The sequence below is a fragment of the Rudanella lutea DSM 19387 genome, assembly GCF_000383955.1.
GTDB classification, from domain to species: domain Bacteria; phylum Bacteroidota; class Bacteroidia; order Cytophagales; family Spirosomataceae; genus Rudanella; species Rudanella lutea.
The window spans coordinates 1,408,060-1,431,248 of the sequence record NZ_KB913013.1; the positions used below are offsets into that span (position 1 = coordinate 1,408,060).

The window sequence follows — 23,189 nt, forward strand, 5'->3', positions numbered from 1 at the left end:
ACCTGCATTGGCCAGTACGCCCCCGGTTGAGATGCTTGTATAGGCAGCTGGATAGCCACTAAGCTGTTATCCCCTATCAGAGTAGTGCACAATGCAGCTTTTAAGGACCAACTGGAGTTTGTTTACACACCCAGGCATGGGTCCTGGTTAGATAGGGTCGAGCCGAATAGCCGGGTGAAACAGCATAAATTTCCCCCGTCAGATTAACCGTTAGACAACACCAGAGCCGTTGTTAAGCCTTTGCCTGACAATTTTTTAACGAAAGAAATCACCTCCCAAAAACCTCGACTCTTCCAGCATCACCAGATGCTAACTTAGTGGGTGCATTTCTACTCTCAACCTCCCTCGCGCACATCCCCCTCCTGTTTTTCAGGAGGGGGTCAGGGGGTGGTAAACAATTAATACCCGAAAATCTCTTCCAGCGTTAGCTTTTTCACTGCGCCATATTTGCCCAGATCGTTCGGGGTGACGCGCTTCTCCGACGCCACCACGCAAAGCGTGTACGGCTTGTTGGCCAGTTGCGTATCAGCAAACTGCTTCAGGTCGGCGTACCCCATTTTGTCAATGGACTCATATGTCTTCTGGCGGGCGTCGTAGTCGATGCCTTTTTCCACCGCATCGAGGTAGTTGTAGATAATGGCGTCCTGCCGGATTCGCTCCGTTTGCAGGTTCTTTTTCATACCCACCTTCGCCGTTTCGAGTAACTTATCCGACTGCGGCAAGGCATTGAGCAACTCGTTCATACCCGCCACCGCTTCATGGAATTTATCGGCCTGACTACCAATGTACGCACTCACCGAAAACTGCTCGTCTTTACGATCCGGGATGTCGTAGTTGGCATAGGTCGAGTACGCCAGCGCTTTCGACTCGCGCAGGGTCTGAAACACCACCGAGGCCATATTACCACCGAAGTAATTGTTGAACAGGTTAACCGTAGGCAACTGAGCCGGGTCGAAATCGCCGGTATTACGCACCCAGAAAATCTCCGACTGTACCATGTCGTAATCAGCAAACAGTACTTCGGGCTTCTGCTGCGTCAGTTGTTTGAAGTTCTGCCGGGCAGGTACCTGCTTAAACTCGGTCGGCATCTGATGCGCCTGCGTCAGGCCCGTACCGAGGGCGGCCAACGGCTGCGGACCGTAATAAATAACCTGATGCGGGTAATCGAACAAGGTGTGCAGCACCTCCAGCAACTGAGCCGACGTGAGGGCCTTCAGTTCGTCGTTGGTGAGCTGATTATTGTACGGATTTTTGGGGCCGTACTGCGCGTAACTGAGCAAGCCCTGCAAAATAGAGCCTTTGTTCAGCTTGTTGTCGGCCCGCGATTTTAGAATCCGCTCTTTCAGGTCGGCCAAAGCCGCTTCGTTGGCCTGGCAATTCCGCAACAGATGGTCGAGCAAGGCTACACTTTTCGCGAAGTTCTCCTGCAAGCCCGACAACCGAACGGTAGTGTAATCGCCCGACGAATACAGGTTGTAATCGCTGGCGAGGTTGAAAAACTCCTTGCTCAAAGCCTCCGATGAGTACTTGCTCGTGCTCAGAAACGCCAGGTACTGCGTTGCAATGGGCAGCAGTTTGCTGTGGTTGGTGCCCATCGGAATCCGGTATGCCAACCGAAACAGGTCGTTGTCGGGGTTGTTGACGTACAACACCTCTACCGAGCCCGATTTGCCGATTTTTCCGCGCTGAATATCTTTCTTGTAATCGAGCCACACGGGTTTCACCTCGCCCATGGGCATGTTGTTTACCTGCTGCAAAAACGGCGACTGTGCTTCGCGGTTCACCTCGACGGGGGTAATGGCGGGTTTATCCACCTTCACAATGCTCTTATCTTCGCCCTTGCGCTTGTACACCACCACGTAGTTGTCGCGCAGGTACTCGTTGGCAAAATCCATGATCTGCTGCTTCGTCACCCGCGCGAGTTGGTCGTTCAGGCTAATCATATCCGGGTACGAACTGCCACCCGACAGAATAAAGGCTTCGAGCAGCTTATCGGCCCGGCCATAATTGTTTTCCAGCGTTTCGATCTGCCGCTTTTTGTAGTTGTTCACAATCGAGGTCATTACCTTCTGGTCGAAGTCGCCACTTTTCAGCTTGGCCACTTCGCCCAGCAGCAAGGCCTTTACCTCATCGAGCGATTGGCCCTGTTTCGGCCGACCAAACAAGCTCCACACGCCGTAGTCTTTCATGAACTGGGGCGACGAGCCACCGCCCAGAATTTTCTGCGCTTTGTTCAGGTTCAGGTCAATCAGACCGGCTGCCGAGTTCGACATCAGTTCATCGACCATGATGGCTACTGCCTGATTCTGCGCAATTCCACCCGGAAACCGGTAACTGATTCGGACCGATTCGGGCGTGGGGCCGAACACTTCGCGGGTCTGCACGGCCGTAAGCGGGGCCTCCGGCACGGGGTTGTACAGGGTCACCGGCTTACGCTGCATGTAGGCAAACGCCTTGTCGATTTTGGCAATGACCTGATCGGGGTTAAAATCACCCGCCATAATCACGGCCATGTTGTTGGGTACGTAATACTTGTCGAAATAGTTACGAATCTCAACCAGCGACGGGTTTTTGAGGTGCTCCACGGTACCAATGGTAGTCTGCTGCCCGTAGTTATGGGTCGGGAACAGAGCCGCCATGGTGGCCTCCTGTACTTTGCGGCCGTCGTTGTCGAGCGAGCGGTTTTTTTCTTCATACACCGCTTCGAGTTCGGTATGGAAAATCCGTAGCACCGGCTTACGGAACCGCTCGGCCTGCACCGCCAGAAAACGGTCGAGGGCGTTGGCCGGGATGTCTTCCAGATACACCGTTTGTTCGTACGAGGTGAAGGCGTTGGAGCCCTGCGCCCCCATCGACGCCATCAGCTTGTCGTACTCGTTGGCAATGGCATATTTGGCCGCTTCGCCCGATGCGGCATCAATCTGCTTGTAAATCTCTTTACGCTTACTCTCATCCGTCGTTTTGTTGTACTGCTCATACAGGGCGTCAATTTTATCGAGCAACGGCTTTTCTTTCGCCCAGTCGAGCGTCCCGAACCGGTCGGTACCTTTGAAAAGCATGTGTTCGAGGTAGTGCGCCAGACCCGTGTTGGTGCGGGGGTCGGTGTTGGAACCTGCCCGCGTCGGGATAAACGTAAAGATGCGCGGCTCTTTCCGATTCACGCTCAACATGACCGTGAGGCCGTTTTTGAGCGTGTAGAACCGGGCCTGCATGGGGTCGTTGGCGAGGTACTTGTAGGTGTAGCCCCCCGGCGAGGTGCCCGTTTTCCAGGCGGCTGTTTTAGGCGTTTGTGCATGGACCATCAGGCTACAGACCAACAAAAGGCCCGCAACCCATCCCATTCTGAATCGTTGTTTTATGGATAGCATAAACTGGTTGGAGGAGTTTTTTCAAAGATACATACCGGTCAGCACCCCAAAACCCAGAACATGATGACCGGTTGTTAAAAAAGGTTAAGCTACGGCCATACCGTACAGCCGCAACCATAAACCACAAACGATAAACCATAAACCAAACTTCAGAACCTCAGCCGGGCCACTTTCCCGTCCATCGTTGTGACCAACACCTCGCGGCCGTTGAGGGGCCAAATCCGGTTGACCATCGCATTGGAGAGTTTATGCGCCCAGGCCACCTGCCGGGTTTGCCGGTCAACGGCGTACACGGACCCGTCGTCGGTGGGGATAAAAATGTACCCACCCCGCTCCGTCACAGGCGAGGGGCTTATTTCGTAGCCGTACCGGCAGTTGACAAACCACTCAGGCTGTAGCTGCGCCGACCGCGTCGACAGGGCCCAGAGCGTGTCGTTCATACACTTGACGTACACGAGCGAGCCATCTTCCGAAAGTCCACTCGACTCAAAGCCCTTGTGCTTGTTCGATTTCCAGATTTCGCGGCCCGTTTGGGCATCGAGTGCGGTCACGGTACGGTCGGGCGTTTGCAGGAAAATCCGCCCGCCCACTATCTGAGGGGTGCCGGCCGCGGGCGAGAAATTACGGCTTTTACCGTTGGTCCAGCTCCAGTCGAGGGCGCCCGTTTGGCGGTTGAGGGCGTACAACGTCGACCCCCACGACCCTACATACACCCGGTCTTTGTCGGCTACGGGTATCGACTCAATAAACCCGTTCACCTTGTCAAACGTCCATTGCTCGGCTCCGTTTTTAAGGGCCAACGCCCGAAATTTCCCTTCCGAACTGCCGATGTACACCGTTTTCCGGTCGATGAGCGGGCTGGCCACAATCGCCTTGCCGGTTTTGCGGGCCCAGCGTTGGCGGCCCGTGCGGGAATCGAGGCAGTAAATGGTGCCGTCGGTAGAGGCAAACACCAGTCGATTTTTGTACAGGGCGGGTGTCGAGTACACCTTGCCGCCGGTCTGAAACCGCCATTTCACCGACCCATCGGCCAACGAAAGCGCCACCAGATTACCGTTGGTATTGGGGTAAAACGCGTATTTCCCGTCCGACACAATCCCGGCGCCTACATCGCTGCTGTCTTGTTTTTCCCAGACGGCCTGCACCTGCGGGTATTGCTCATTCACGGCATACGAGGGGCGTGGGTACGGTTTCGATGCCTGCCCGAACCGGTGATTCTCCAGCACAATAGTGCGCCAGGGTAAGGCGGTTTGCCCGGACTGTGCGCCCACCGTGGGAGTCCTGACGGCAAACGTCATGGTGTCGTTTCGGATCGTGACCAGATTATAACCACCCACGGCGTCTTTGGCCCGCAGGTTCGAGCGGCCCATAGTGGCCGGAATCCCCTCGTAGTTCATCGCCTTGTTGGCATGTCCATGTCCGCACAAAGCAGCCTGTACATTCGTTTTTTTCAGTTCGTCGGTGAGCAGGTACCAGTTAGCGAGGGCGTCGTCGAGCGGGTAGTGATTCATAAATATAACCGGGCGGTCGGTGCCCCGGAGCTTCTCGACCTCGGCCCGCAGCCAAAGCACATCCTCGCGGGCGACCAGCCCCGGCGACATCCGCATGTTGGGGCCGCTCCCGCACCCAATAAACCGGTATTTCCCAAAGTCGAAGGCAAACCGTTCGGCCCCGAACACTTCGCGAAACCGGTTACAGCCGTTCTCCGACCACTTCGTGTCATGGTTACCGGGAAAGATGTACCATTTCCGGGTGAGCCCGTCCATAATTTGTTTGGCCGTAGTCAACTCCTCTTCGGTGCCAAAATCAGTCACGTCGCCCGTAAACACCACAAAGTCGATGTCGGGCAGGGCGTTGATGTCGGCCACGGTCCGGCGGAGGTCTTCGGCGGCTGTTTCGGGCGCACCCACGTGGGTGTCGGTCACAAACGCGAACCGAATGGGCTGAGCCACAGCCACTGTGCAAAGCCAACAAAAGCAAGTGAGGAGAAGCAAAACGCGAAAGCGCATACGAAAGAGAGGTTGAGTGGTTGATGGCGGCTGGCCTACATCGGCACCGCATCAGGGGCAAAAATACCCCTATCCGACCTGCCGAAAGGGTTTTTGGGCATTTTGTGAAAAAATTTTAGCGAAGCCGTGGGGGTAACCGCTTACTCAGTGGTCTTTCGGCTACAACCACAAAGGCCGGAAACGGTGTAGTTTTGCAGGAGACCATTCTACCATCGGTGCAGTTGACGGATCAGCATACTCTCGACGCCATTCGGGAGGGCAACGAGCGGGTGTTCGAAACCTTGTTTCGCGAACACTACGGGGCCCTTTGCCAGTATGCTTACACACTGCTGCGCGACCGCGACGATGCCGAAGAAGAGGTGCAGGCCCTGTTTCTGACGTTTTGGGAACGGCGCGAGAACCTGCTCATCAGCACCTCACTCAAAGCCTACCTGTTTCGGTCGGTACACAACCGATGTCTCAACCGCATCAAGCACCTGTCTATCCGCGAAGAACACCGGCAACACGTGACCCATGCTGGCGAATCACCAAGCCTGTCGCCCATGGATGCCCTGGCGGGGCAGGAGTTGAGCGAACGCATCGACGAAGCCATGAAACAACTTCCCGAACAATGCCGACGGGTGTTTTACCTGAGCCGGTTTGAGGAGTTACGCTATGGCGAAATTGCCGAACGACTGGGTATTTCGATTAAAACGGTTGAAAATCAAATTGGAAAAGCCCTACGGATGTTGCGGCTTGAGCTGGCCGATTTTCTGGTTTTGTGGCTCCTTCTGTATCAAACCTGCAAGGTCTTCGAGACCTTACAGGTTTAAATAACTGCATTCATGTCAGACGAACTGCTGGGCAAATACATAGCCGGAGAGGCCACCGCCGACGAGCAGGCTGCTGTGCGCCGGTGGCTTTCGGAAAGCCCCGACCACCCCGCCGAGCTGGCCCGGCTCGAACGCATCTGGGTGGCAGCGGGCAAGCGGTCGGGGCCGACCCAAGCCCCGGCTTTTGATACCGACCGGGCCTGGCAACGGCTACATGGGCAGATGCACCGCCCGGCCGTATCGGCAGAACCGACGGTACAGGTACCCGCCCGCCGGGGGCTACCCGGTTGGTGGCGGGTAACCCGCGTGGCAGCGGTGGCCCTGCTCATCGGCACCGTTGCGTTTCTGACGTATCAATCCTACCAAAACCCCAACCCTATCGACCCGACAACTACTACCTTACTGACCCAATCGACCACCAACAGTACCCGGCGGCTTACCCTGCCCGATGGCTCAACGGTGCTGCTCAACCGCCAAAGCTCGCTGCGATACCCCGATGCGTTTGATGGCGAAACCCGCGAGGTAACTCTGACCGGTGAGGCTTTTTTCGACGTGAAACCAAACGCGAATCAGCCGTTTATCATCCACGCCCAGGATACCGATGTGCGGGTGGTAGGTACGTCGTTTGGCGTACGGGCCTACAACCGCAACGTGGAGGTATCGGTGAAAACAGGCCGGGTAGTGGTCAGGAAACAACGCCAGGAGGTAGCCGTAACGCCCGGTCAGCAGGTACAGGTCGACTCGACGGCCGACACGCTCCGGCGGCTCCCGGCTTTCGACGCCAACACGCTGGCGTACAGCACCCGGCGGCTCCAGTTTACGAACCAGCCGCTGTCGGGGGTAATCGGGACGCTCAGCCGCTATTACGGGACCGATATTCAACTTTCAGCCACGCAACTACGCGACTGCCGACTGACCGCCGAGTTCGAAAACGAGTCGGTCGAGACGGTGCTGGGCATCGTGGCCGAAACGCTGCAACTTACCGTAAAGCCCACCGGCAACGGGTATGTGCTCAGCGGCACGGGCTGTGGCCCATCGGCCCAGTAACCCTCTTTTATTGCTTTATCCATCGCCCTCCCGGCCTCACCCGCCGGGGTGGCCTCACTGCCCTTTGTCGTATGGTACGCATTCTTCTCTTCTTTTTTCTGGTCTGTATCATCTACCCCGCCGGGGCGCAACCGGCCTCGCCCCTCGACCGGCTGGTGTCGGTTGATGCCCGCAACGAACGGCTCGGCGATGTGCTTCGACAAATTTCGCAACAGGCCAATTTTGGTTTCTCGTACAACCCAGCCGTGGTCAACGACACCCGAACCGTTACCCTCCGGCTGAGCAAGCAACCGGTGCGGGTGGTATTGGTTCGGCTGTTCGAGGGGCAGACCGTCAGCTGGAAGGCACGGGGCAACCACGTATTGCTGCTGGGCGAGGGCGAAACGCGGAAAGAGCCGTCGCATTTTTTTCTGGATGGATACATCATCGACGAGCAAACAGGCAACCGCATTGGGGCTGCGAGTGTGTACGAACGCACTTCCCTGGCTTCGACGGTGAGTAATCCGTACGGCTATTACCGGCTGAAACTGGCTCGCGACCTGCCTACCAACGCCCGCGTAGAAGTTCGCAAACGGTTGTATGTCGGTGAGTCCGTCACGTTGGGAGCGCGGCAGTCGCGCACGGTCGATGTGCGGTTGCGCCCTCTGCCCACCCCACCGGCTTCGGCTACTGTAGCAGCTACCAACCCGGCCCCGATAGCCACCCGGCAGCCGCCAGTGGTTGCCGATACCACCCCCACCGACCTCGCCAATCGGGCTCCGGCCCTGCCCCCGCCCTCCGCCGACTCGACCAGCAACCCAACCCGCCGAACGGGCTGGGACCAAACGCTGCTCTCGCTCGAACGGGTGTATGAAGTGGCCCGGCAAATTATTCACCGCCAAAACCTTGATGCTGATACCCTTTACCGGCCGTTTCAAATTTCGCTCCTGCCTTACATCGGCACCAACCACCGGCTGAGCAATCACGTCATCAACCATCTGTCGGTCAACCTGTTTTCGGGTACATCACTGGGCGTTACGGGTATCGAAATAGGTGGCTTTATGAACCACATCCGAGGCAACGTACAGGGCATGCAACTGGCCGGTTTTGCCAATTTTGTGGGCCACAATGTGTACGGATTCCAGAGCGCGGGCTTTCTGAACCAGACCCAGGGCGACGTAGAAGGCGGGCAGGCGGCCGGGTTTATGAACGGGGTGCGGGGTAACGTAAGCGGCCTGCAACTGGCGGGTTTTCTGAACCGTGTGCGGGGTAAGGCTACGCACAGCCTGCAAGCCGCCGGGTGGGCCAACAAAACCGAGGGCGATGCCAACCGAGTGATTCAGCTGGCCGGATTCTCGAACCGCACCCGCGACCTCCGCAATGGCCTTCAGGTGGCCGGGTTTATCAATCACGCCCGTGTGGTCAGGCGCGGGGTTCAGATTGCCCCCATCAACGTAGCCGACTCATCGGGCAGTGTTCCGATTGGGTTGCTGAGTTTTGTGCGCCAAAACGGCTTCCGGCGGTTTGAGGTAAGCGCCAACGAAACGTTTCCGGTCAACCTCAGCTACCGAACGGGCGTTCGGCGGTTTTATAACCTGCTCACCGTTGGGGCCAAACCAGCCGACCTGACCGGCTCACCGGTTTGGCAGGCTGGCTACGGCATAGGCACGGCCTTCGGGCTGGGCCGCACCTGGCTGGTTAGTGTCGATGTTAGTAGTCATGCGGTCTGGAATAGCCGCACCGAAGCCCTTTTCGACAACTGGAAACCCGCCCTACTATTGCGCGGCACCCCTACCCTCGAAAAACGCTTCGGCCGACTGGCACTCGCGGCCGGGCCGTCGGTGGTGTTTTACCACCTCAGTAATGCCACCAATCCGCTGCAAAACACCCGGCTGCTCATTTCGGACAACCCCGCCGTTGACCAGCTGACATTCAGCAACCGGAACTGGACCAGCTGGATTGGCTGGCAGGCAGGCCTCCGCTGGACAAACTAACCCTTACCGAACCACCGGAAACGCCACTACCCGCAGCTTGGTACACCCGTACGGAATAAGCGTAATTTCTTCTTCCTGCGGGTTTACCTCGCCCCGGTAAAAGCCCTCGCGGGTCGAAATGGGCTGGTGAGCTACCCCGTTGACGAGTTTCCAGCCGGGAATCTCGCGCCCTTTGGCCCGGATTTCGATGGGTGCGTTGGCTTCGTTCCAGACAAACCCCGTGGGAGCTGCATTACGGACGGTAACGGTGGTATTAGCCACCGGATCTTTGACCACATTGAGCGACAGCCCCACGTTCCAGCGGGCGTCTGCTTTCGGTTTAATTTCGTAGTAGGTGCCTTCTTCTTTGAGTTCCTTCTGGGTCCAGTCGGCCGGAATTTTGAGGGCGTACACCAGTGGTCCCCGTTCAACAGCCCGCGAGTTTTTGGCCCAGTTTGAGGTGGTCACGCGCATGGGCAGGGTGAGCATGAGCCGGTCGCCGGGTTTCCAGCTACGTTGTACCCTAAGCATGGTGCCGCCTTTGCCCCTGCTCAGTGGTTGCCCATTGAGCGTCAGCGTACCCTCCGTGCACCAGCCCGGCACCCTGAATTCGAGCGGAAAAGCCGCCTGTTTCGCCATGTCAATCGTAAACGCGACCGTTTCGCCGAACGGATAGGCGGTCTCCTGCGTGATGGTCACGGGCGCACCGGCCACGGCCGTTTTCAGCACCGACGGCGCGTACTCAACAGCGGCCAAACCACCGTTGGTACCGTACCAGAGGTGCGCGGCAAACTTGGTCCAGCCCTGATGCATGTTGGCCGTACAGCAAGTGTAGCCCGCATACGGCCCAAACACGTGGTTCATGCCCCGCGTAAAAGGCAACGAGAAATTATAAACACCCCGGGCAACCTCTACCTGATTGGCGGTCTGGTAATACTGCCGGCTGTTGTAGTCGTCGGTGGTTTGGGTAGGCAGCGCGTTGTAGGTCATGCGTTCGAGGGCATCCATGTAGGTCACGTCGCCCGCAATGGCAATAGCCTGTTCGAGCGAAAACATAGCCTCGACAATCGCGCAGAGTTCCACACCCTGCACCGGGTCATTACCGTGCAGGTCTTCATCACCCGAAAACATGCCGTGGGGTAATCCGTGCAGCAACATCAAGTCCGACCAGCCCGTTTTGAAGGCTTCCAACTGTTTAGCGTCGCGCTTGCCGTGGTACTCAATCACGGGTAGTTTGAGGCCCATACCCACGTTTACGGCATGGCGGTCCATCCATTGCTGGCCATTCTGCTGCGCTGCGGCCTGCATCACCCAGTTGCGCTCGCCAAAGTAACGGGTCCAGGGGGTTGTCTGGGTGCGGAGCTGCTCACCCAAATCGAGAAGAAACTTGTCGCCGGTTCGGTTGTAGAGCCAGTACACCAGCATCAGGTTGTCGCCCCCACGGGCCTGTGCCCATTCGGTCCACTTCACCAGCGGATTCTTGGCCAGATGCTCGTGCTGGTAGCGGAAATACCGGGTCATAAACGGAATCACGCGGGGGTCGGCGGTGGCGCTGTAGTATTGCTGCAACACCTTGAGCATAATCATTTTGGGCCACCAATCGTCGCCCTGTTCCCCCGACACCACGGGCTTGCCCGTTTCGAGTTCGTACTTGGTGGTGGGGCCGAAATAGCCACTCGGCCGCTGGTTGTCGAGGGTCCAGTTGATGTACTTCAGCACCTTAGCCTTCAGCGTGGGGTCATCGAGCAGGTACGCCAGTGGCACAGCCCCATCGAGCCAGTAGGGGGTCTCTTCCCAGCCATCGCCTTTGCCGCCGAGCCAGCCATTGTCATTCTTTATTTTGGGATAATACTCGTCCAGATGCCCCGTGCTGCCCTGATTCATGGTTTCGAGCTGGGTACGGAGCCAGCCCATCGGCCGGATAGAGCCCAGGGGTAGTTCGGTGTACGGGGTTGGGGCCAGCGGAGCCCGGTTGGCAACAGGCGTGGTTTGGGCCAACGCGGCCATGCTAACCAGAACACTCAGCGAAAAGGTTTGAAACAGGCGGAGTTGCATACAAGGTGATGGGGTTTGGTGGCTTTGGATAAACTCGGCAAAACACTTGCTACTTGGGCCAGTACTCGGCCATTTTCCGGCGCAGAAACGCCACACTTCGTTCGAGCTGGGCCATGCCTTCTACGCCGTCTTCAATGCTGATCCAGCCGTCGAAACCCACGCGTTTGAGTTCGGTAAAAATGGCATCGTAATCATTGAGCCCCTTACCAATTTCGCCGTGCCGCAACCGCCGGGCGTACCCCGCCGAGCCGCCTTCTTCCCGGCGCAAATCGTCAATGGTCCCTTCGATGAGATAGCGGTCGCTGGCGTGCATAGTCACCACCCGGCCCGACACCCGGTAGAGCAGTTCGAGCGGGTCTTCGCCCGCCAGATAGGTGTTGCTGGGGTCGTAATTAACCCCGAAGCCGGGGGCCTGAATCCGGTCGACGAGCTGGCAGAACACATCCATTTTCTGGGCAAACTCAGGATACTCCCAGAAATCGTCTTTGTAATGATTTTCGATGATGAGCGTGATGCCGCGCTCGCGGGCGTAGGGTAAGCAGGCTTCGATGCAGTCGGCGGCCAACTTCACCCCCTCGTCGAGGGTCAGTTCGGGTCGGCGCTGCCCCGACAGTACCCGGCAGTATGAGCCACCAAGGGCCGCCGTCATATCGATCCAGCGTTTTTGTTTCTCTATTTCACACTGCCGAAACCCGGCGTCGGGGTGCGTAAAATCGGGCGAGCAACACATCATCGGAATCACTTTGCCGTAGTCTTCCACCTGTCGACGAAAACCGGGCCAGGCTGCTTCGTCGGCCATTTCCAGAAAACCGGCGTACCACTCCAACCCGTCAATATCGAGCCGACAGGCCAGGTCAATCCACTCCGACAGGCGCATGGTGCCGTCTTTACAAAGTTGCTGCATGAAAGCTTTCGGGAAAGCAGCTAATTGAGGCATAAGGAAAAGATAATGAGTGAATTTGTGAATGAGTGAAAGAGTGTGTCGTGATCCGCCGTTGCATCGGCCCGTCACCCAACCACTCAATCTCCTACCATTCAGTGTTTCGGTGGATTGCGGCCAAGCAATGGGTACTGCTCCAGATCGACAACCTGACCGCTGATGGGGCCACTCTCGTCGGAGAGCCAGTACACGGCGGCCGCTGCGATTTCGGCGGGCCACAAAATCCGGCCCGAGGGCGCAAATACCGGCGCGATGGTTTCGTACCAATTGGCGGGTTGCCCCTGCTCCTGCTTGCGTTGGGCCTCTTTTTCGGTCAGCACCCAACCCGGATTGATCTGATTGACCCGCACACCAAACTCCCGAAACAGGGTATCACCGAGGTTGCGGGTGAGAGTCATCAGCGCGCCCTTCGACACACTGTAGGCCAACAGATTCGGCTCACCACTCCAGGCATTGACCGAACCGATGTTAAGCACACAGCCGCTGGTTTTGGTCAGGTGGGGCAAGGCCGCCTGCATGAGTGCGAAAGGGGCTAATGTATTCACATCGAGCACCCGCCGGAAAAAGGTCAGATCGGTGGTTTCGATGTTGGACGACACCACCATAGCCGCATTATTAACCACGGCATCGAGCCGCCCAAACGTTTGCAGGGTCAGCTCAACGAGTTTAGCGGGCGTTTCGGCCTCGGCCAGGTCGGCATGGGCAAACACGGCTTTTTCGGAACCAAGCTCCTGCACTAAGGCCTCTCCCCAATCGGGTTCCAACCCATGAATCAGCACGCGTGCGCCCTCGGCCACGCACCGCTGGGCAATGGCTTTGCCGATACCGGTGCAACTGCCCGTTACTAAGATTACTTTACCGGCTAACCGCATACGGGAGTACGTTTATGGTTTTGGGTTCCTAGTTTTTGGGTTGGTGTCAGATTCGCTATCTAAGTAGTCAGACAGAATTAAATGTAAAATGAATAGTGTAAAATGTATAATAAGATAGCTGATTGTCAGCAGGTAATACAATTGTTCATTATACATTTTACATTATTCATTCACTTAACACCCAACCCAAAAAGCCGTTCAAACAGGCTTCAATACACTTTTCACTACAGCACCGGTATGCATTTGCTCAAAGGCTTCGTGCCAGTCGGTCACCGACCAAACCCCACCGATTATGGGCCGCACGTCGAGCTGCCGGCCCGCAAGTAGAGCAATGACCCGCTCCCAGATCGGCCAATTATGGCTGAAACTACCTTGCAGGGTTACGTTTTTCTGCACCAGCGGATCGAGCGAAAAACCGAGTGGTTGTGGCCCCCACCCTACTTTGGTAATGTGGCCATTGGGCCGAACCAGTTGCAGGGCGGCTTGCAGGGTAGCACTCACCCCGGCTGCGTCGATCACCACATCGGCCCCGAGGCCGTCGCGCTGCCGGGTCCAGGCCGTGGCGTCGCCCACGATGGCTTCGCAGCCGTACTGCCGGGCAATATTAAGTCGGTGCCGGTCGGCTTCGAGACCCACCACGGCCACCTCGGCCCCGCACAGGCGAGCCATAGCCGCGCACAGAATCCCGATGGTGCCGGGTCCCAGCACCAGCACCCGGTCGCCGGGTTTGAGCCGGGTGTTTTCGACCACGGCATTGAAGGCCACACAGCAAGGTTCGGTGAGGCAGGCCTGCTCAAACGGGAGCGAATCGGGTACGCGGTGCAGACACCGGGCAGGCACACGTACATACCGGGTCATGGCCCCGTTGACTCCGTAGCCAAACCCTTTGCGGGTTGGGTCGAGGTTATACAGTCCCTGCCGCGACATGGGGTTGTTGGGGTCGATGATGGCGGCTGTTTCGCTCACCACCCGGTCGCCTTCCTGCCAGCCCACCACCCGCTTGCCCAGCTCGACGATATGACCGCCGAACTCGTGCCCCAGCACCACGGGGTAATTGACCGGCCAGCTATGGTCGGCCGTCCACTGATGGAGGTCGCTGCCGCAAACGCCCACAGCGGCTACTTCGAGCAATACATCGTCATCGCCAATGGTGGGGCAATCAAGTTCGCGGATTTCGACCGAACCGCGTTCGGGCGCGTAATTAACTACTGCTGCTGATTTCATGGATGGAGTAAGTTAAGCCTGACCAACCGCTACATCGCCGTAGGCGTGTATTTTTTCGCAAATGAGCCGGAGCGAGCTCTCCAGATCACCATCGGCCGTTTTGAAGGCGTCGGCGTCGATGGTAAGCGGAGCACCCAGCACCACGAGCGGGGCCCCGAACTCCGGGCAGCGGATGGCCTGTTCGAGGGTGAGCCCACCCACAGCCTGCACCGGCACCCGTACGGCCTGTACCACCTCGCGGAGTTGGTCGAGCGGGCTGGGCATTCGATGACCGGCGGCCGCAATACCGCGCCGTTCGTCGTAGCCGATGTGGTGAATCACGTAATCACAGCCGAGGTCTTCGAGCCATTTGGCCCCCTCCACCATGTCGGGGCACACCATATTGTCGCCCATGACCTTCACGCCGAAATCACGCCCGGCCTGCACCACGCACTTAATGGTTTCGGCATGGGCGCGGGCCATCACAACCACGTGGGTAGCCCCGGCTTTGGCCATCATTTCGGCTTCGAGATAGCCGCCATCCATCGTTTTAAGATCAGCCACGATAGGCACGCCCGGAAAGGCTTCGCGGAGTTTGCGAACGCCGTGCAGGCCCTCGGCCAGAATAAGCGGGGTACCTGCTTCGAGCCAGTCGACCCCGGCCCGCATAGCCAATGCGGCCGTTTCGAGAGCCTCGTCGATGTTGGTTAAGTCCAGTGAGATTTGAACAATGGGTTTCATTAGGTGGTGAAGCAGAATTAAATGTATAATGAACCGTGTACAATGTATAATGAACAGCACAAAATGCACAACGAAATAGCTGATTATCAGCAGGAAACACAATTATCTATTGTGCATTTTACATTTTTTATTCCCTTACGTCAATGAGTGATTGAATGACGCCAGAGTTAGTAGTACTGACGCTGGACGGATACGGGCTATTGGGGGCGGGGCATGGGGTACTTTCGGGAGGCCTCGTCGAGAATCAGCACCCAGTCCTGCCCGTAGCCACTACTGGGAGGGGTAAATTTCTGCGGCCCTTTGTTGGCAAACGTACCGGCCGGTTTGGTTTCGCCCTTGCGCGGGTCGTACCAGTTGGCTACCCACTCACCGCCCGACAGCTTACCCGCCTGCACCGTAAACGGCCGACCGGCTGCGGTGTACACAAAGGCGTAGTCGTTGCCGCGTGTGGCCTGAATCCGGTCGGCGGGGCCGTAGTTCGCTTCCTGAACCAGCGATTGATCGGGCACCCGGTCGAGCACGGGGCGCGAGGTCATCAGTTGCCGCACAAACCGCATCTGATTGGCTGCGGGCAGGTTTAGGGCCTCGTTCCACGGAATCCGGGCACCGTTGATCGCTTTCCGGTTCGGCGCGTACATCTGCCATACGTCGTGGCAACCGTACGTATGGCCGTGTGCGCCCGCAAACAGATCAAGGTACGCGTACTTACGCACATCGTAGGCATTGGACAAGCCCAGATCATTGACATTGAAGCAAACGGGGTGGTCTTCGTAAATCGGTTCGGCATCGATCACGGGTTTTGTGGGCGTGCGGCTATAGACGAACGCGATTTTGTCGTAGGTCGGCGTATCGCGGCAATGTCCGTTTTGGAGCATGTTGAAATCGAGCCATCGATCGGCATGAAACCAGTGCGACGAGCCACCCATTTCGAGGGCATTCGGCTGCGGGTGAAAACTCACCAACGCCTTGTCGTGCCCACCCACGCCCTCGATCAGGCCGTCGGCCATGGCCCGCCAAACGGCCACATCATCGGAGTTGTCGCGGGGGGTACGGTCGCCCCCAAGAATCCAGACGATGTTGGGCCGGTCTTTGTAGCGATTACCAATCCAGCGACCGTAAACACGGGCATTTTGGACATTGAATATCTCGGGGCCCACGCCCCACCCCGCCTTAAACAGTTTATCACCCCAGGTTGGCAACAGCCCGATTACAAGCCCATTGGCGGCAGCCCGCTCAATGAGGTAGTCAACGTGTTTAAAATAGGCTTCGTTGGGTTTGGCGGGATCGTTGTCGATCAGAGGTTTGTCGCCCAAGGCGTTGGGGTCGTTCAGCCCATCGATTTCAGCCAGTGCCACAGCCTGAATCACGGTAAAGCCCTGTTCGGCCCGGCGTTTGAAATAGCGTTCGGCCTCGTCGCGGTTAAGCCGGTGAAACAGTTCCCAGGCGGTATCGCCAAGCCAGAAAAAGGGCGTCCCATCACGGTGAACCAGATACCGGCTATTGTCGGACACCCGGAGGGGGCCATGCGACAGGGTACCCTGTGCATAGACGTAACTATGGGCCAACAGAGCCATCAGAGTGAGCCAACGTTTCATATCAGATTTGGAGATTTGAGCAGTCACAGGTACAAAGCGCCAGACGCCCTAAACTACCCTTTTGCCTCCCACAATTATTACGCACTACCACCCTATTGCCCAGCCGCTCCGTTCTGGTGATAAATCAGGTTTTGAGCTGATAACGGTCATGTAGCGCCGACCCGCCAGATGCTTGTTTTGTAGTGTCAATCAGACGCAATCACAACGCAATACAGACATGGCAACGTTATCACACTCCGTTTCGACTTCACCATCAACCACCTCAAATGGCCTGTTGGCGGCCTACAACGCCTTTGTTGAAAAAGCGGAGTTCAACCGCATTGGCTGGGCAGCTTCGGCCCTTATGTTTCAGGGTTGTATTCTGACCCCAGCGCTGTTGATCACCATGTTTTTCTTCAATGGCAGCGACTGGCAACTGCTGGTGGGTAATCTGAGCTTTCTGCTCGTGCTGGTTCCCATTCTGGGCGCTATGCACGTGAAGTATATCTTTCCGTCGTTCGGGGTTAGCCTGCTCATTCATCTTGCTTTAATTTTGGTCAACATACTCTAAGAAGCTATTTGAGTTAATGTCTTTGGCCGCAAAGTGCGTCTTTTGCACTTCGCCTGCGTTACTTTTTTCGTCCGTAGCTTCAGCTACGCTCTCAAAAAGTGCCTGGCCGAAGCACAAAATCCACTACTTTTCGTCTCAAATCGATAACTCAAATAGCTTCTAAGCAAATTAGATGAAGACCATTGTTCTAGCCACCGACTTTTCCGACAATGCCGAACGGGCGGCCCAGTATGCCCTCCAGATGGCACAAGCCCATAACGCTCAGCTGGTATTGGTAAATGCCTACCAGCTGTTCCCCGAAAACCCCATCAAAGTGGGCGATTTTCCGCTCAGTATCACGGAAGCACGCGAGGAAAGCCTCCGCGCCCTGAAAAAACTGGGCGAGAAGCTCCGTACCCCCGAAAACGCCCACATCCACATTCGGGCGATTGCGAAAGAAGGGGGCACCCGCGAGGCTATTCTGGCCGTCGCGCACGACGAAAAAGCCGATCTGCTGGTGCTTTCGACCGTGGGTACAGCTCCACAATCGGCGCAGGTCATGGGCAGTGTAGCCACCGACATGGCGGGCCAAACCGACGTACCTCTGCTGCTCATTCCACCTTCGGCCCGGTACGGTGGCATTGATAATGTCGCGTTGGCCATCGACCTGGCGGGTACCACCAACGCTATTGCGCTGGATGCCGCGCTACGCTTTGCCCGGACCTTCGGGGCGGTGGTTAACATTTTGTGTGTCAACGATAAGCCCGATGACGAGGAAACCCGGAAACGGGCCGAGCACATCCGACGCCTGACCGCCGGGCAACCGCATACGCTCACGATTGAATCGGCCGAAAACGTGTACGAGGCTATCCTGTCGTTTGCGCGGGCTCAAAAAGCCGATCTGATCATGATGTTACCGCAGGAACACAGCTGGTTTGCCCGCCTATTGGGCGCTGGTGAGACGCAGCGCGTGGCCCGTTTGACCGACATTCCGTTGCTTGCCGTGGTCTAACAGCCTCATTAACATATCTTGTAGGAGTAGGGTCCGGTTAGGCAGGAGGGTAATTCCCCGGTTCTAACCGGCTTTTTTGTGTTTAACCCGCTCCGGGCGATACCCAACCATTTCCCCCGACACCAAACTGGTTAGAAATAGCGCTCGCAGGGCTTCATTGTACAGTGGTCCCGACGTTGCCGAGCCGATTCGGCCCTGTGTGCCCTTACCTGTTTGTTATGAAAGCCCTATTGTGTGTGTCACTTGCTGCGATGAGCCTACTCCCTCCTACTCCCCCGGCCGAGGCTACCCCGCCCAAAGCCGGTATCCAGAAAACCGTGTTCGGCCAGCTACCCGACGGCCGCGATGTCTATTTGTTTACCCTCCGCAATCGCACAGGTATGGAGGTGCAGATTACGAATTACGGCGGGTACATTGTATCGGTGATGACAGCCGACCGAACCGGCCAATACGACCCCGTAACCCTCGGGGTGCCTACCTTGGCCGATTACGTGAAAGGAACCCCCAGTTTTGGGCCTATCATTGGTCGTTTCGGGAACCGGATTGCCAAAGGGAAATTCACGCTCAACGGGCAGGAATACCAATTGGCCGTAAATAGCGGAGGTAATCATATTCACGGCGGCCGGGTTGGTTTCGACAAAAAACTGTGGGCCGCTACACCCGTCGACGGTACCGAGCCCGCCCTGAAACTACAATACACCTCGCCCGACGGGGAAGAAAACTACCCCGGCACGCTGGCGGTGGAGGTGACGTACACGCTGCAAAAAGACAACGCGCTCCGAATCGACTACCGGGCCACTACCGATAAACCGACCGTGGTAAACCTGACCAACCACGCATACTTTAACCTGAGCGGTATGAAACGCGATGTGCTGGGCCATGAAGTGATGATTAACGCCGACAAGTTTTTGCCCACCGACAAGGCGCAGATTCCGACGGGTGAGTTGCGGTCAGTGGCCGGTACTCCGTTCGATTTCCGAAAGTCGACCCCCATCGGCGCCCGTATCAACGACACCACCGATGTGCAGATTCGCAACGGGTTCGGCTACGACCACTGCTGGGTGTTTACCAACACTGCCAACAAGCTCCGGCTCGGTGCGGTGGTGTACGAACCCCAAAGCGGCCGGGTGATGGAGATGTACACTACAGAACCGGGCGTGCAGCTCTACACGGCCAACCACCTCAACGGCAAGTTGCAGGGTAAAGAGGGGGTTCCGTACACGCGCCGGTTTGGGCTCTGCCTCGAAACTCAGCATTTTCCGGACTCACCCAACCAACCCAACTTCCCGACAACGACCCTGAATCCGGGCGAGACGTACCGCTCGACCACGGTCTATAAGTTCGGTACCCGGTAACGATTTGCCGTTTTTTTCGTTCTTTTGGCAACGGGCGACCTACTGAGGGCGGGCTCGTTGCCAATTTTGTTTACCGCTATGGAAAAGCGCTCAATGCATTTTTAGACCCATATTTCAGTACCCCACAATGACCGAACAAAGCAAAGCATTCCTGTACGAGTACCTCAACAATGCCTCACCAACCGGCTTCGAATCGTCGGGGCAGCAGATTTGGCTGAACTACCTCAAACCCTATATCGACGAGTATCTGGTGGATACCTACGGCACCGCCGTGGGCATCGTCGGGCCGGGTAAAGACTACAAAGTCGTAATTGAAGCCCACTCCGACGAGATTTCGTGGTTTGTGAATTACATCTCCGACGACGGCTACCTCTACGTTCGGCGGAATGGCGGCTCCGATGCCCTCATTGCCCCCTCGATGCGCGTAAACCTGCACACCAAAAAAGGAACCGTGCAAGGCGTATTTGGCTGGCCGGCCATCCACGTGCGCGATCTGGCGAAAGATACCGCTCCGCAGGTGAAGGAACTCTTCATCGACGTGGGGGCTGCGACCAAGGCTGAAGTAGAAGAAATGGGCATTCACGTGGGTACCGTCTGCACGTTTGTGGATGGGCTGACCGAAATGAACAACCGCTACTACGTGGGCCGCGCCTTAGACAACCGCATGGGCGGCTTCATGATTGCCGAGGTGGCTCGGTTGCTCAAAGAAAACAACGTGGAACTGCCCTTCACGCTGTACATTGTCAACGCGGTGCAGGAAGAAATTGGCCTGCGCGGGGCCGAAATGATTGCCCGTCGGCTTAAGCCCGACCTCGCTATCTGCACCGATGTTACGCACGACACGCAGTCGCCGAAGTACGACAAAAAAGAGCAGGGCGACCTGAAATGTGGCGACGGCCCGGTGCTATGCTACGGACCAGCCGTACAAAACAACGTACTCGATTTTATGATCGATGTAGCCCAGCAGAAGGAGATCAAGTTCCAGCGGCAGGCCGTCAGCCGGTCGACGGGTACGGACACCGACGCCTTTGCGTATGCGGCCGAGGGCGTGGCCTCCGCGCTCATTTCGCTGCCGCTCAAATACATGCACACCACCGTCGAAACCGTGCATAAAGACGATGTAGACAATGTAATCAAGCTGATGTACGAAGTGTTGCTTAGCCTCAAAGGCAACGAGGATTTCCGGTATATCAAGTAAATAGGTTTAGAGCTAATTAGGGCGTGTAGCGATGTCATCTCTCCAAACGAGATGACATCGCTACGCAACCCATCACCAGCGCCCACCTTGGGCAACCAAACGGCGCAACCAGTAGAAAGCAGGTGGCTATGGGGTTTTAACACGATACCAACTCCCCAACCGTGATACGCTCTACGCTCTTTCTCCTCTTCGTAACCCTGTTCGTTTCGCCCGTTCTGGCCCAGACTCCGCAAGCCCCGCAAACGTACACCTACCTGATTTACCACAAGCTTGCACCGGGCATGACCATTCAGGACGCCCTACCGGTCGAACGCGAATGGCGGGCCATCAATCAGGCCGCCGTCGACGAGGGTAAACTCATCGGCTGGCACATGATGGTCAAGCAGATGTCGTCGAACCCCAACCCGACGGAGTACGATTATGTGACCTGCATTGTGTCGCCCGAAATGGGCATAAAAGGGGCCTCGCCCGCGGCTATGGCCAAAATCTACGGCGATAGTGTGCAAACGCGCATGGCCAGCCTGCAAAAGCGCGACCGCCAAACCGCCCCCGTTGTGAAGATCGAAGTTTGGGAAAACCTGTCGCCCCTGTTTGGAGCGGGTTTCCGGCCGGATAAGCAACTCAACGTGGTGGTCGATTTCCTGAAACTACGCGACGCCCAAACCGACTGGCGGCCTTCGGTAACAGCCCTGACCCGGACCGGCACCGACCTGACCGGGCAAAAACAACTGGCGGGCTGGGGTTTGTCGGCGCTGGTGGTTCCGAACGCGGCCGAAAAAGGATACAATTTTGCGCAGGTCCGGGCGGCCACGTCGCTTGGGATTCTGGCCCGCGTGGCCGACGCTAAACAGCTCGAAAACAGCCGTCAGCTCAACCGTACCTTTGAGGTTGTGCGGCAGGAGGTATTCCGGTTTGAGGAGTTTACCCTTCGGCCGTCGGTCTCGAAATAACTACCCCCGCCGAATAAACTTCCCGGTTAAGTTGATATTAGCCGACATACCCCTTTTTTTTGTCGTTTTACATCCTTTTCACGCAAGCATGAACGCAATTACCGAAACGCAACGGCCGCCCGCAACGGCCGACAACCGCTCCGCCCTGTACACGCTGATGACCGTCTGGTTTTTCTGGAGTTTCGTGGCGGCCTCCAACGGCATTCTGATTCCCCTGTTTAAAGCCAAGTTTGGGCTCTCGCAGACCCAGGCACAGTACATCGACTTTGCGTTTTATGCAGCTTATTTTGTGGGTTCGGTGATTTACCTGCTGGTATCGGCCACACTCAAAACCGATATTCTGAACCGAATCGGCTACAAAAATGGCATTATCTACGGTCTGCTTATTTCGGCCGTGGGTACGCTTATGTTTTACCCGGCCGCCGAACTGAAATCGTACGCGCTGCTGCTGTCGGGCCTGTTTATTGTAGGGCTGGGTTTCTCGCTCCAGCAAACGGCCACGCAGCCCTTCATGATTGCCCTCGGCGACCCGGCCACCGGAGCACAACGTATCAACCTCGGCGGGGCCGTCAATAACTTAGGGGGTACAATCGGCCCGACTATCGTTTCGCTCGCCATTTTTGGCTCTATTGCCGCCGATGCCGCAGCCAACGCCAGTGTTGAATCGGTTAAGGTGCCCTACCTCATTGTAGGGGCCCTGTTTTTAGCTTTGGCTCTTTTCTTCCGGGTCTCTAAACTGCCCCGCATCACCAACGACGAGGAAGTAGAGGTAGGCACCGGTGTACTCAAATACCCGCAGCTGATTCTGGGTATGATTGCCATTTTTGTGTACGTAGGCGTAGAAGTGACCATCGGCAGTAACCTCGGTGAGTACCTGGCCGAAACCCGCAACCTGACCTCGTCGCAGATTTCGCCGTTTGTATCGCTTTTCTGGGGTAGTATGATGATTGGCCGCTGGACGGCTTCGATTCCTAACTTCGACCTGAGCCTGACCACCAAACGGATTCTGATGTTTGTGGTACCGTTTGTGGCCTTCGGTATTGTACTCGGCGTAACCGCCATCAGCGGCTCCGACATCAGTGTTATGTACCCCTACGCGATCTGTGTACTGGTAGTAATCGGGGCGTTTTTTGCCAGCGACGAAAAGCCCGTTCGTACCCTGCTGATCTTTACCGGTTTGGGTGGTTTAGCGATGCTCATTGGCTTGCTCACCACGGGCGACGTGGCCCTCTATGCCTTCATCAGCGGGGGTCTTTTCTGCTCGGTGCTGTGGCCCAGTATTTTCTCGCTGGGCACGGCGGGTCTGGGCAAATACACCAATCAGGGTTCAGCTTACCTCATCATGATGATTCTGGGTGGGGCTATTATTCCGGTTGTTCAAGGGAAAGTGGCCGACACCATCGGGATTCACAACTCGTATGCCGTGGCACTGCTTTGCTTTGGCTATCTGTTCTTCTTCGGGTTCCGCGTATCGCAGGTGCTCCGTAAACAAGGCATCGACTTCGATCAGGCCGTGAAACCGGCTAAAGGCGGTCACTAAGACTTGCTTTC

General features: G+C 56.8%; 17 protein-coding genes. 9 read left to right on the forward strand and 8 right to left on the reverse strand.

All coding sequences use genetic code 11. The annotated features are described in order from the left end of the window. Positions 1-398: 398 nt before the first annotated feature. Positions 399-3,368 (reverse strand): M16 family metallopeptidase, encoded by a 2,970-nt coding sequence (locus RUDLU_RS0106010; RefSeq protein WP_245581630.1) that lies wholly within the window; start codon positions 3,366-3,368, stop codon positions 399-401. A 149-nt stretch (positions 3,369-3,517) separates the two neighbouring features. Continuing rightward, complete coding sequence (locus tag RUDLU_RS0106015) at positions 3,518-5,377, reverse strand: outer membrane protein assembly factor BamB family protein (protein WP_019987452.1); 1,860 nt, start codon at positions 5,375-5,377, stop codon at positions 3,518-3,520. Positions 5,378-5,568: 191 nt separating this feature from the next. Between RUDLU_RS0106015 and RUDLU_RS27005 the strand changes: the two genes are divergently transcribed. The 3 genes from RUDLU_RS27005 (at position 5,569) to RUDLU_RS0106030 (ending at position 9,209) form a co-directional block, all read left to right on the forward strand. After that, a complete protein-coding gene (locus RUDLU_RS27005; protein ID WP_019987453.1) occupies positions 5,569-6,189 on the forward strand; it encodes an RNA polymerase sigma-70 factor in 621 nt (206 codons plus the stop codon). A gap of 12 nt (positions 6,190-6,201) precedes the next feature. Then, positions 6,202-7,236, forward strand: coding sequence for a FecR domain-containing protein (locus RUDLU_RS0106025; protein WP_019987454.1), 1,035 nt, complete (start codon positions 6,202-6,204; stop codon positions 7,234-7,236). Positions 7,237-7,307: 71 nt separating this feature from the next. Further along, positions 7,308-9,209 carry an STN and carboxypeptidase regulatory-like domain-containing protein gene (locus tag RUDLU_RS0106030; protein ID WP_019987455.1) on the forward strand — a complete coding sequence of 634 codons (1,902 nt, stop codon included), beginning with the start codon at positions 7,308-7,310 and terminating at the stop codon, positions 9,207-9,209. Positions 9,210-9,212: 3 nt separating this feature from the next. Here RUDLU_RS0106030 and RUDLU_RS0106035 read toward each other — a convergent pair whose 3' ends face one another. From RUDLU_RS0106035 to RUDLU_RS0106060, 6 genes are all read right to left on the reverse strand, one after another. Beyond that, positions 9,213-11,243 carry a beta-L-arabinofuranosidase domain-containing protein gene (locus tag RUDLU_RS0106035; protein ID WP_019987456.1) on the reverse strand — a complete coding sequence of 677 codons (2,031 nt, stop codon included), beginning with the start codon at positions 11,241-11,243 and terminating at the stop codon, positions 9,213-9,215. A gap of 49 nt (positions 11,244-11,292) precedes the next feature. Continuing rightward, on the reverse strand, positions 11,293-12,180 hold the full coding sequence (locus RUDLU_RS0106040; protein ID WP_027302806.1) for a sugar phosphate isomerase/epimerase family protein: 888 nt from the start codon (positions 12,178-12,180) through the stop codon (positions 11,293-11,295). Between the two features lie 98 nt (positions 12,181-12,278). Next, positions 12,279-13,055, reverse strand: coding sequence for an SDR family NAD(P)-dependent oxidoreductase (locus tag RUDLU_RS0106045; RefSeq protein WP_019987458.1), 777 nt, complete (start codon positions 13,053-13,055; stop codon positions 12,279-12,281). Between the two features lie 198 nt (positions 13,056-13,253). Further along, on the reverse strand, positions 13,254-14,279 hold the full coding sequence (locus RUDLU_RS0106050) for a zinc-binding dehydrogenase (RefSeq protein WP_019987459.1): 1,026 nt from the start codon (positions 14,277-14,279) through the stop codon (positions 13,254-13,256). Between the two features lie 12 nt (positions 14,280-14,291). Further along, positions 14,292-14,999 carry an orotidine 5'-phosphate decarboxylase / HUMPS family protein gene (locus RUDLU_RS0106055; RefSeq protein WP_019987460.1) on the reverse strand — a complete coding sequence of 236 codons (708 nt, stop codon included), beginning with the start codon at positions 14,997-14,999 and terminating at the stop codon, positions 14,292-14,294. 197 nt (positions 15,000-15,196) lie between these two features. Beyond that, a complete protein-coding gene (locus RUDLU_RS0106060; protein WP_027302807.1) occupies positions 15,197-16,594 on the reverse strand; it encodes a glycoside hydrolase family 140 protein in 1,398 nt (465 codons plus the stop codon). Between the two features lie 217 nt (positions 16,595-16,811). Between RUDLU_RS0106060 and RUDLU_RS0106065 the strand changes: the two genes are divergently transcribed. The 6 genes from RUDLU_RS0106065 (at position 16,812) to RUDLU_RS0106090 (ending at position 23,178) form a co-directional block, all read left to right on the forward strand. Then, the gene (locus RUDLU_RS0106065) at positions 16,812-17,144 is read left to right on the forward strand and encodes a hypothetical protein (RefSeq protein ID WP_027302808.1); all 333 of its coding nucleotides are present in this window, start codon (positions 16,812-16,814) and stop codon (positions 17,142-17,144) included. A gap of 172 nt (positions 17,145-17,316) precedes the next feature. Next, positions 17,317-18,135, forward strand: a complete 819-nt coding sequence (locus RUDLU_RS0106070) for a universal stress protein (RefSeq protein ID WP_019987463.1) — start codon at positions 17,317-17,319, stop codon at positions 18,133-18,135. Positions 18,136-18,386: 251 nt separating this feature from the next. Then, positions 18,387-19,490 (forward strand): aldose epimerase family protein, encoded by a 1,104-nt coding sequence (locus RUDLU_RS0106075; protein ID WP_019987464.1) that lies wholly within the window; start codon positions 18,387-18,389, stop codon positions 19,488-19,490. A gap of 127 nt (positions 19,491-19,617) precedes the next feature. Then, the gene (locus RUDLU_RS0106080; RefSeq protein WP_019987465.1) at positions 19,618-20,688 is read left to right on the forward strand and encodes a M42 family metallopeptidase; all 1,071 of its coding nucleotides are present in this window, start codon (positions 19,618-19,620) and stop codon (positions 20,686-20,688) included. 161 nt (positions 20,689-20,849) lie between these two features. Continuing rightward, the gene (locus RUDLU_RS0106085) at positions 20,850-21,638 is read left to right on the forward strand and encodes a hypothetical protein (RefSeq protein ID WP_019987466.1); all 789 of its coding nucleotides are present in this window, start codon (positions 20,850-20,852) and stop codon (positions 21,636-21,638) included. Positions 21,639-21,726: 88 nt separating this feature from the next. Continuing rightward, positions 21,727-23,178, forward strand: coding sequence for an MFS transporter (locus RUDLU_RS0106090; protein ID WP_019987467.1), 1,452 nt, complete (start codon positions 21,727-21,729; stop codon positions 23,176-23,178). The last annotated feature ends 11 nt before the right edge of the window (positions 23,179-23,189 follow it).

Bases quoted from the DNA above. Each gene is read 5' to 3' on its own strand.
- RUDLU_RS0106065 (WP_027302808.1), top strand. From the start codon at position 16,812: ATGGCAACGTTATCACACTCCGTTTCGACTTCACCATCAACCACCTCA.
- RUDLU_RS0106025 (WP_019987454.1), top strand. From the start codon at position 6,202: ATGTCAGACGAACTGCTGGGCAAATACATAGCCGGAGAGGCCACCGCC.
- RUDLU_RS0106030 (WP_019987455.1), top strand. From the start codon at position 7,308: ATGGTACGCATTCTTCTCTTCTTTTTTCTGGTCTGTATCATCTACCCC.
- RUDLU_RS0106070 (WP_019987463.1), top strand. From the start codon at position 17,317: ATGAAGACCATTGTTCTAGCCACCGACTTTTCCGACAATGCCGAACGG.
- RUDLU_RS0106010 (WP_245581630.1), bottom strand. From the start codon at position 3,368: ATGCTATCCATAAAACAACGATTCAGAATGGGATGGGTTGCGGGCCTT.
- RUDLU_RS0106080 (WP_019987465.1), top strand. From the start codon at position 19,618: ATGACCGAACAAAGCAAAGCATTCCTGTACGAGTACCTCAACAATGCC.
- RUDLU_RS0106090 (WP_019987467.1), top strand. From the start codon at position 21,727: ATGAACGCAATTACCGAAACGCAACGGCCGCCCGCAACGGCCGACAAC.
- RUDLU_RS0106075 (WP_019987464.1), top strand. From the start codon at position 18,387: ATGAGCCTACTCCCTCCTACTCCCCCGGCCGAGGCTACCCCGCCCAAA.
- RUDLU_RS0106035 (WP_019987456.1), bottom strand. From the start codon at position 11,243: ATGCAACTCCGCCTGTTTCAAACCTTTTCGCTGAGTGTTCTGGTTAGC.
- RUDLU_RS0106060 (WP_027302807.1), bottom strand. From the start codon at position 16,594: ATGAAACGTTGGCTCACTCTGATGGCTCTGTTGGCCCATAGTTACGTC.
- RUDLU_RS0106045 (WP_019987458.1), bottom strand. From the start codon at position 13,055: ATGCGGTTAGCCGGTAAAGTAATCTTAGTAACGGGCAGTTGCACCGGT.
- RUDLU_RS0106015 (WP_019987452.1), bottom strand. From the start codon at position 5,377: ATGCGCTTTCGCGTTTTGCTTCTCCTCACTTGCTTTTGTTGGCTTTGC.
- RUDLU_RS0106055 (WP_019987460.1), bottom strand. From the start codon at position 14,999: ATGAAACCCATTGTTCAAATCTCACTGGACTTAACCAACATCGACGAG.
- RUDLU_RS0106040 (WP_027302806.1), bottom strand. From the start codon at position 12,180: ATGCCTCAATTAGCTGCTTTCCCGAAAGCTTTCATGCAGCAACTTTGT.
- RUDLU_RS0106050 (WP_019987459.1), bottom strand. From the start codon at position 14,279: ATGAAATCAGCAGCAGTAGTTAATTACGCGCCCGAACGCGGTTCGGTC.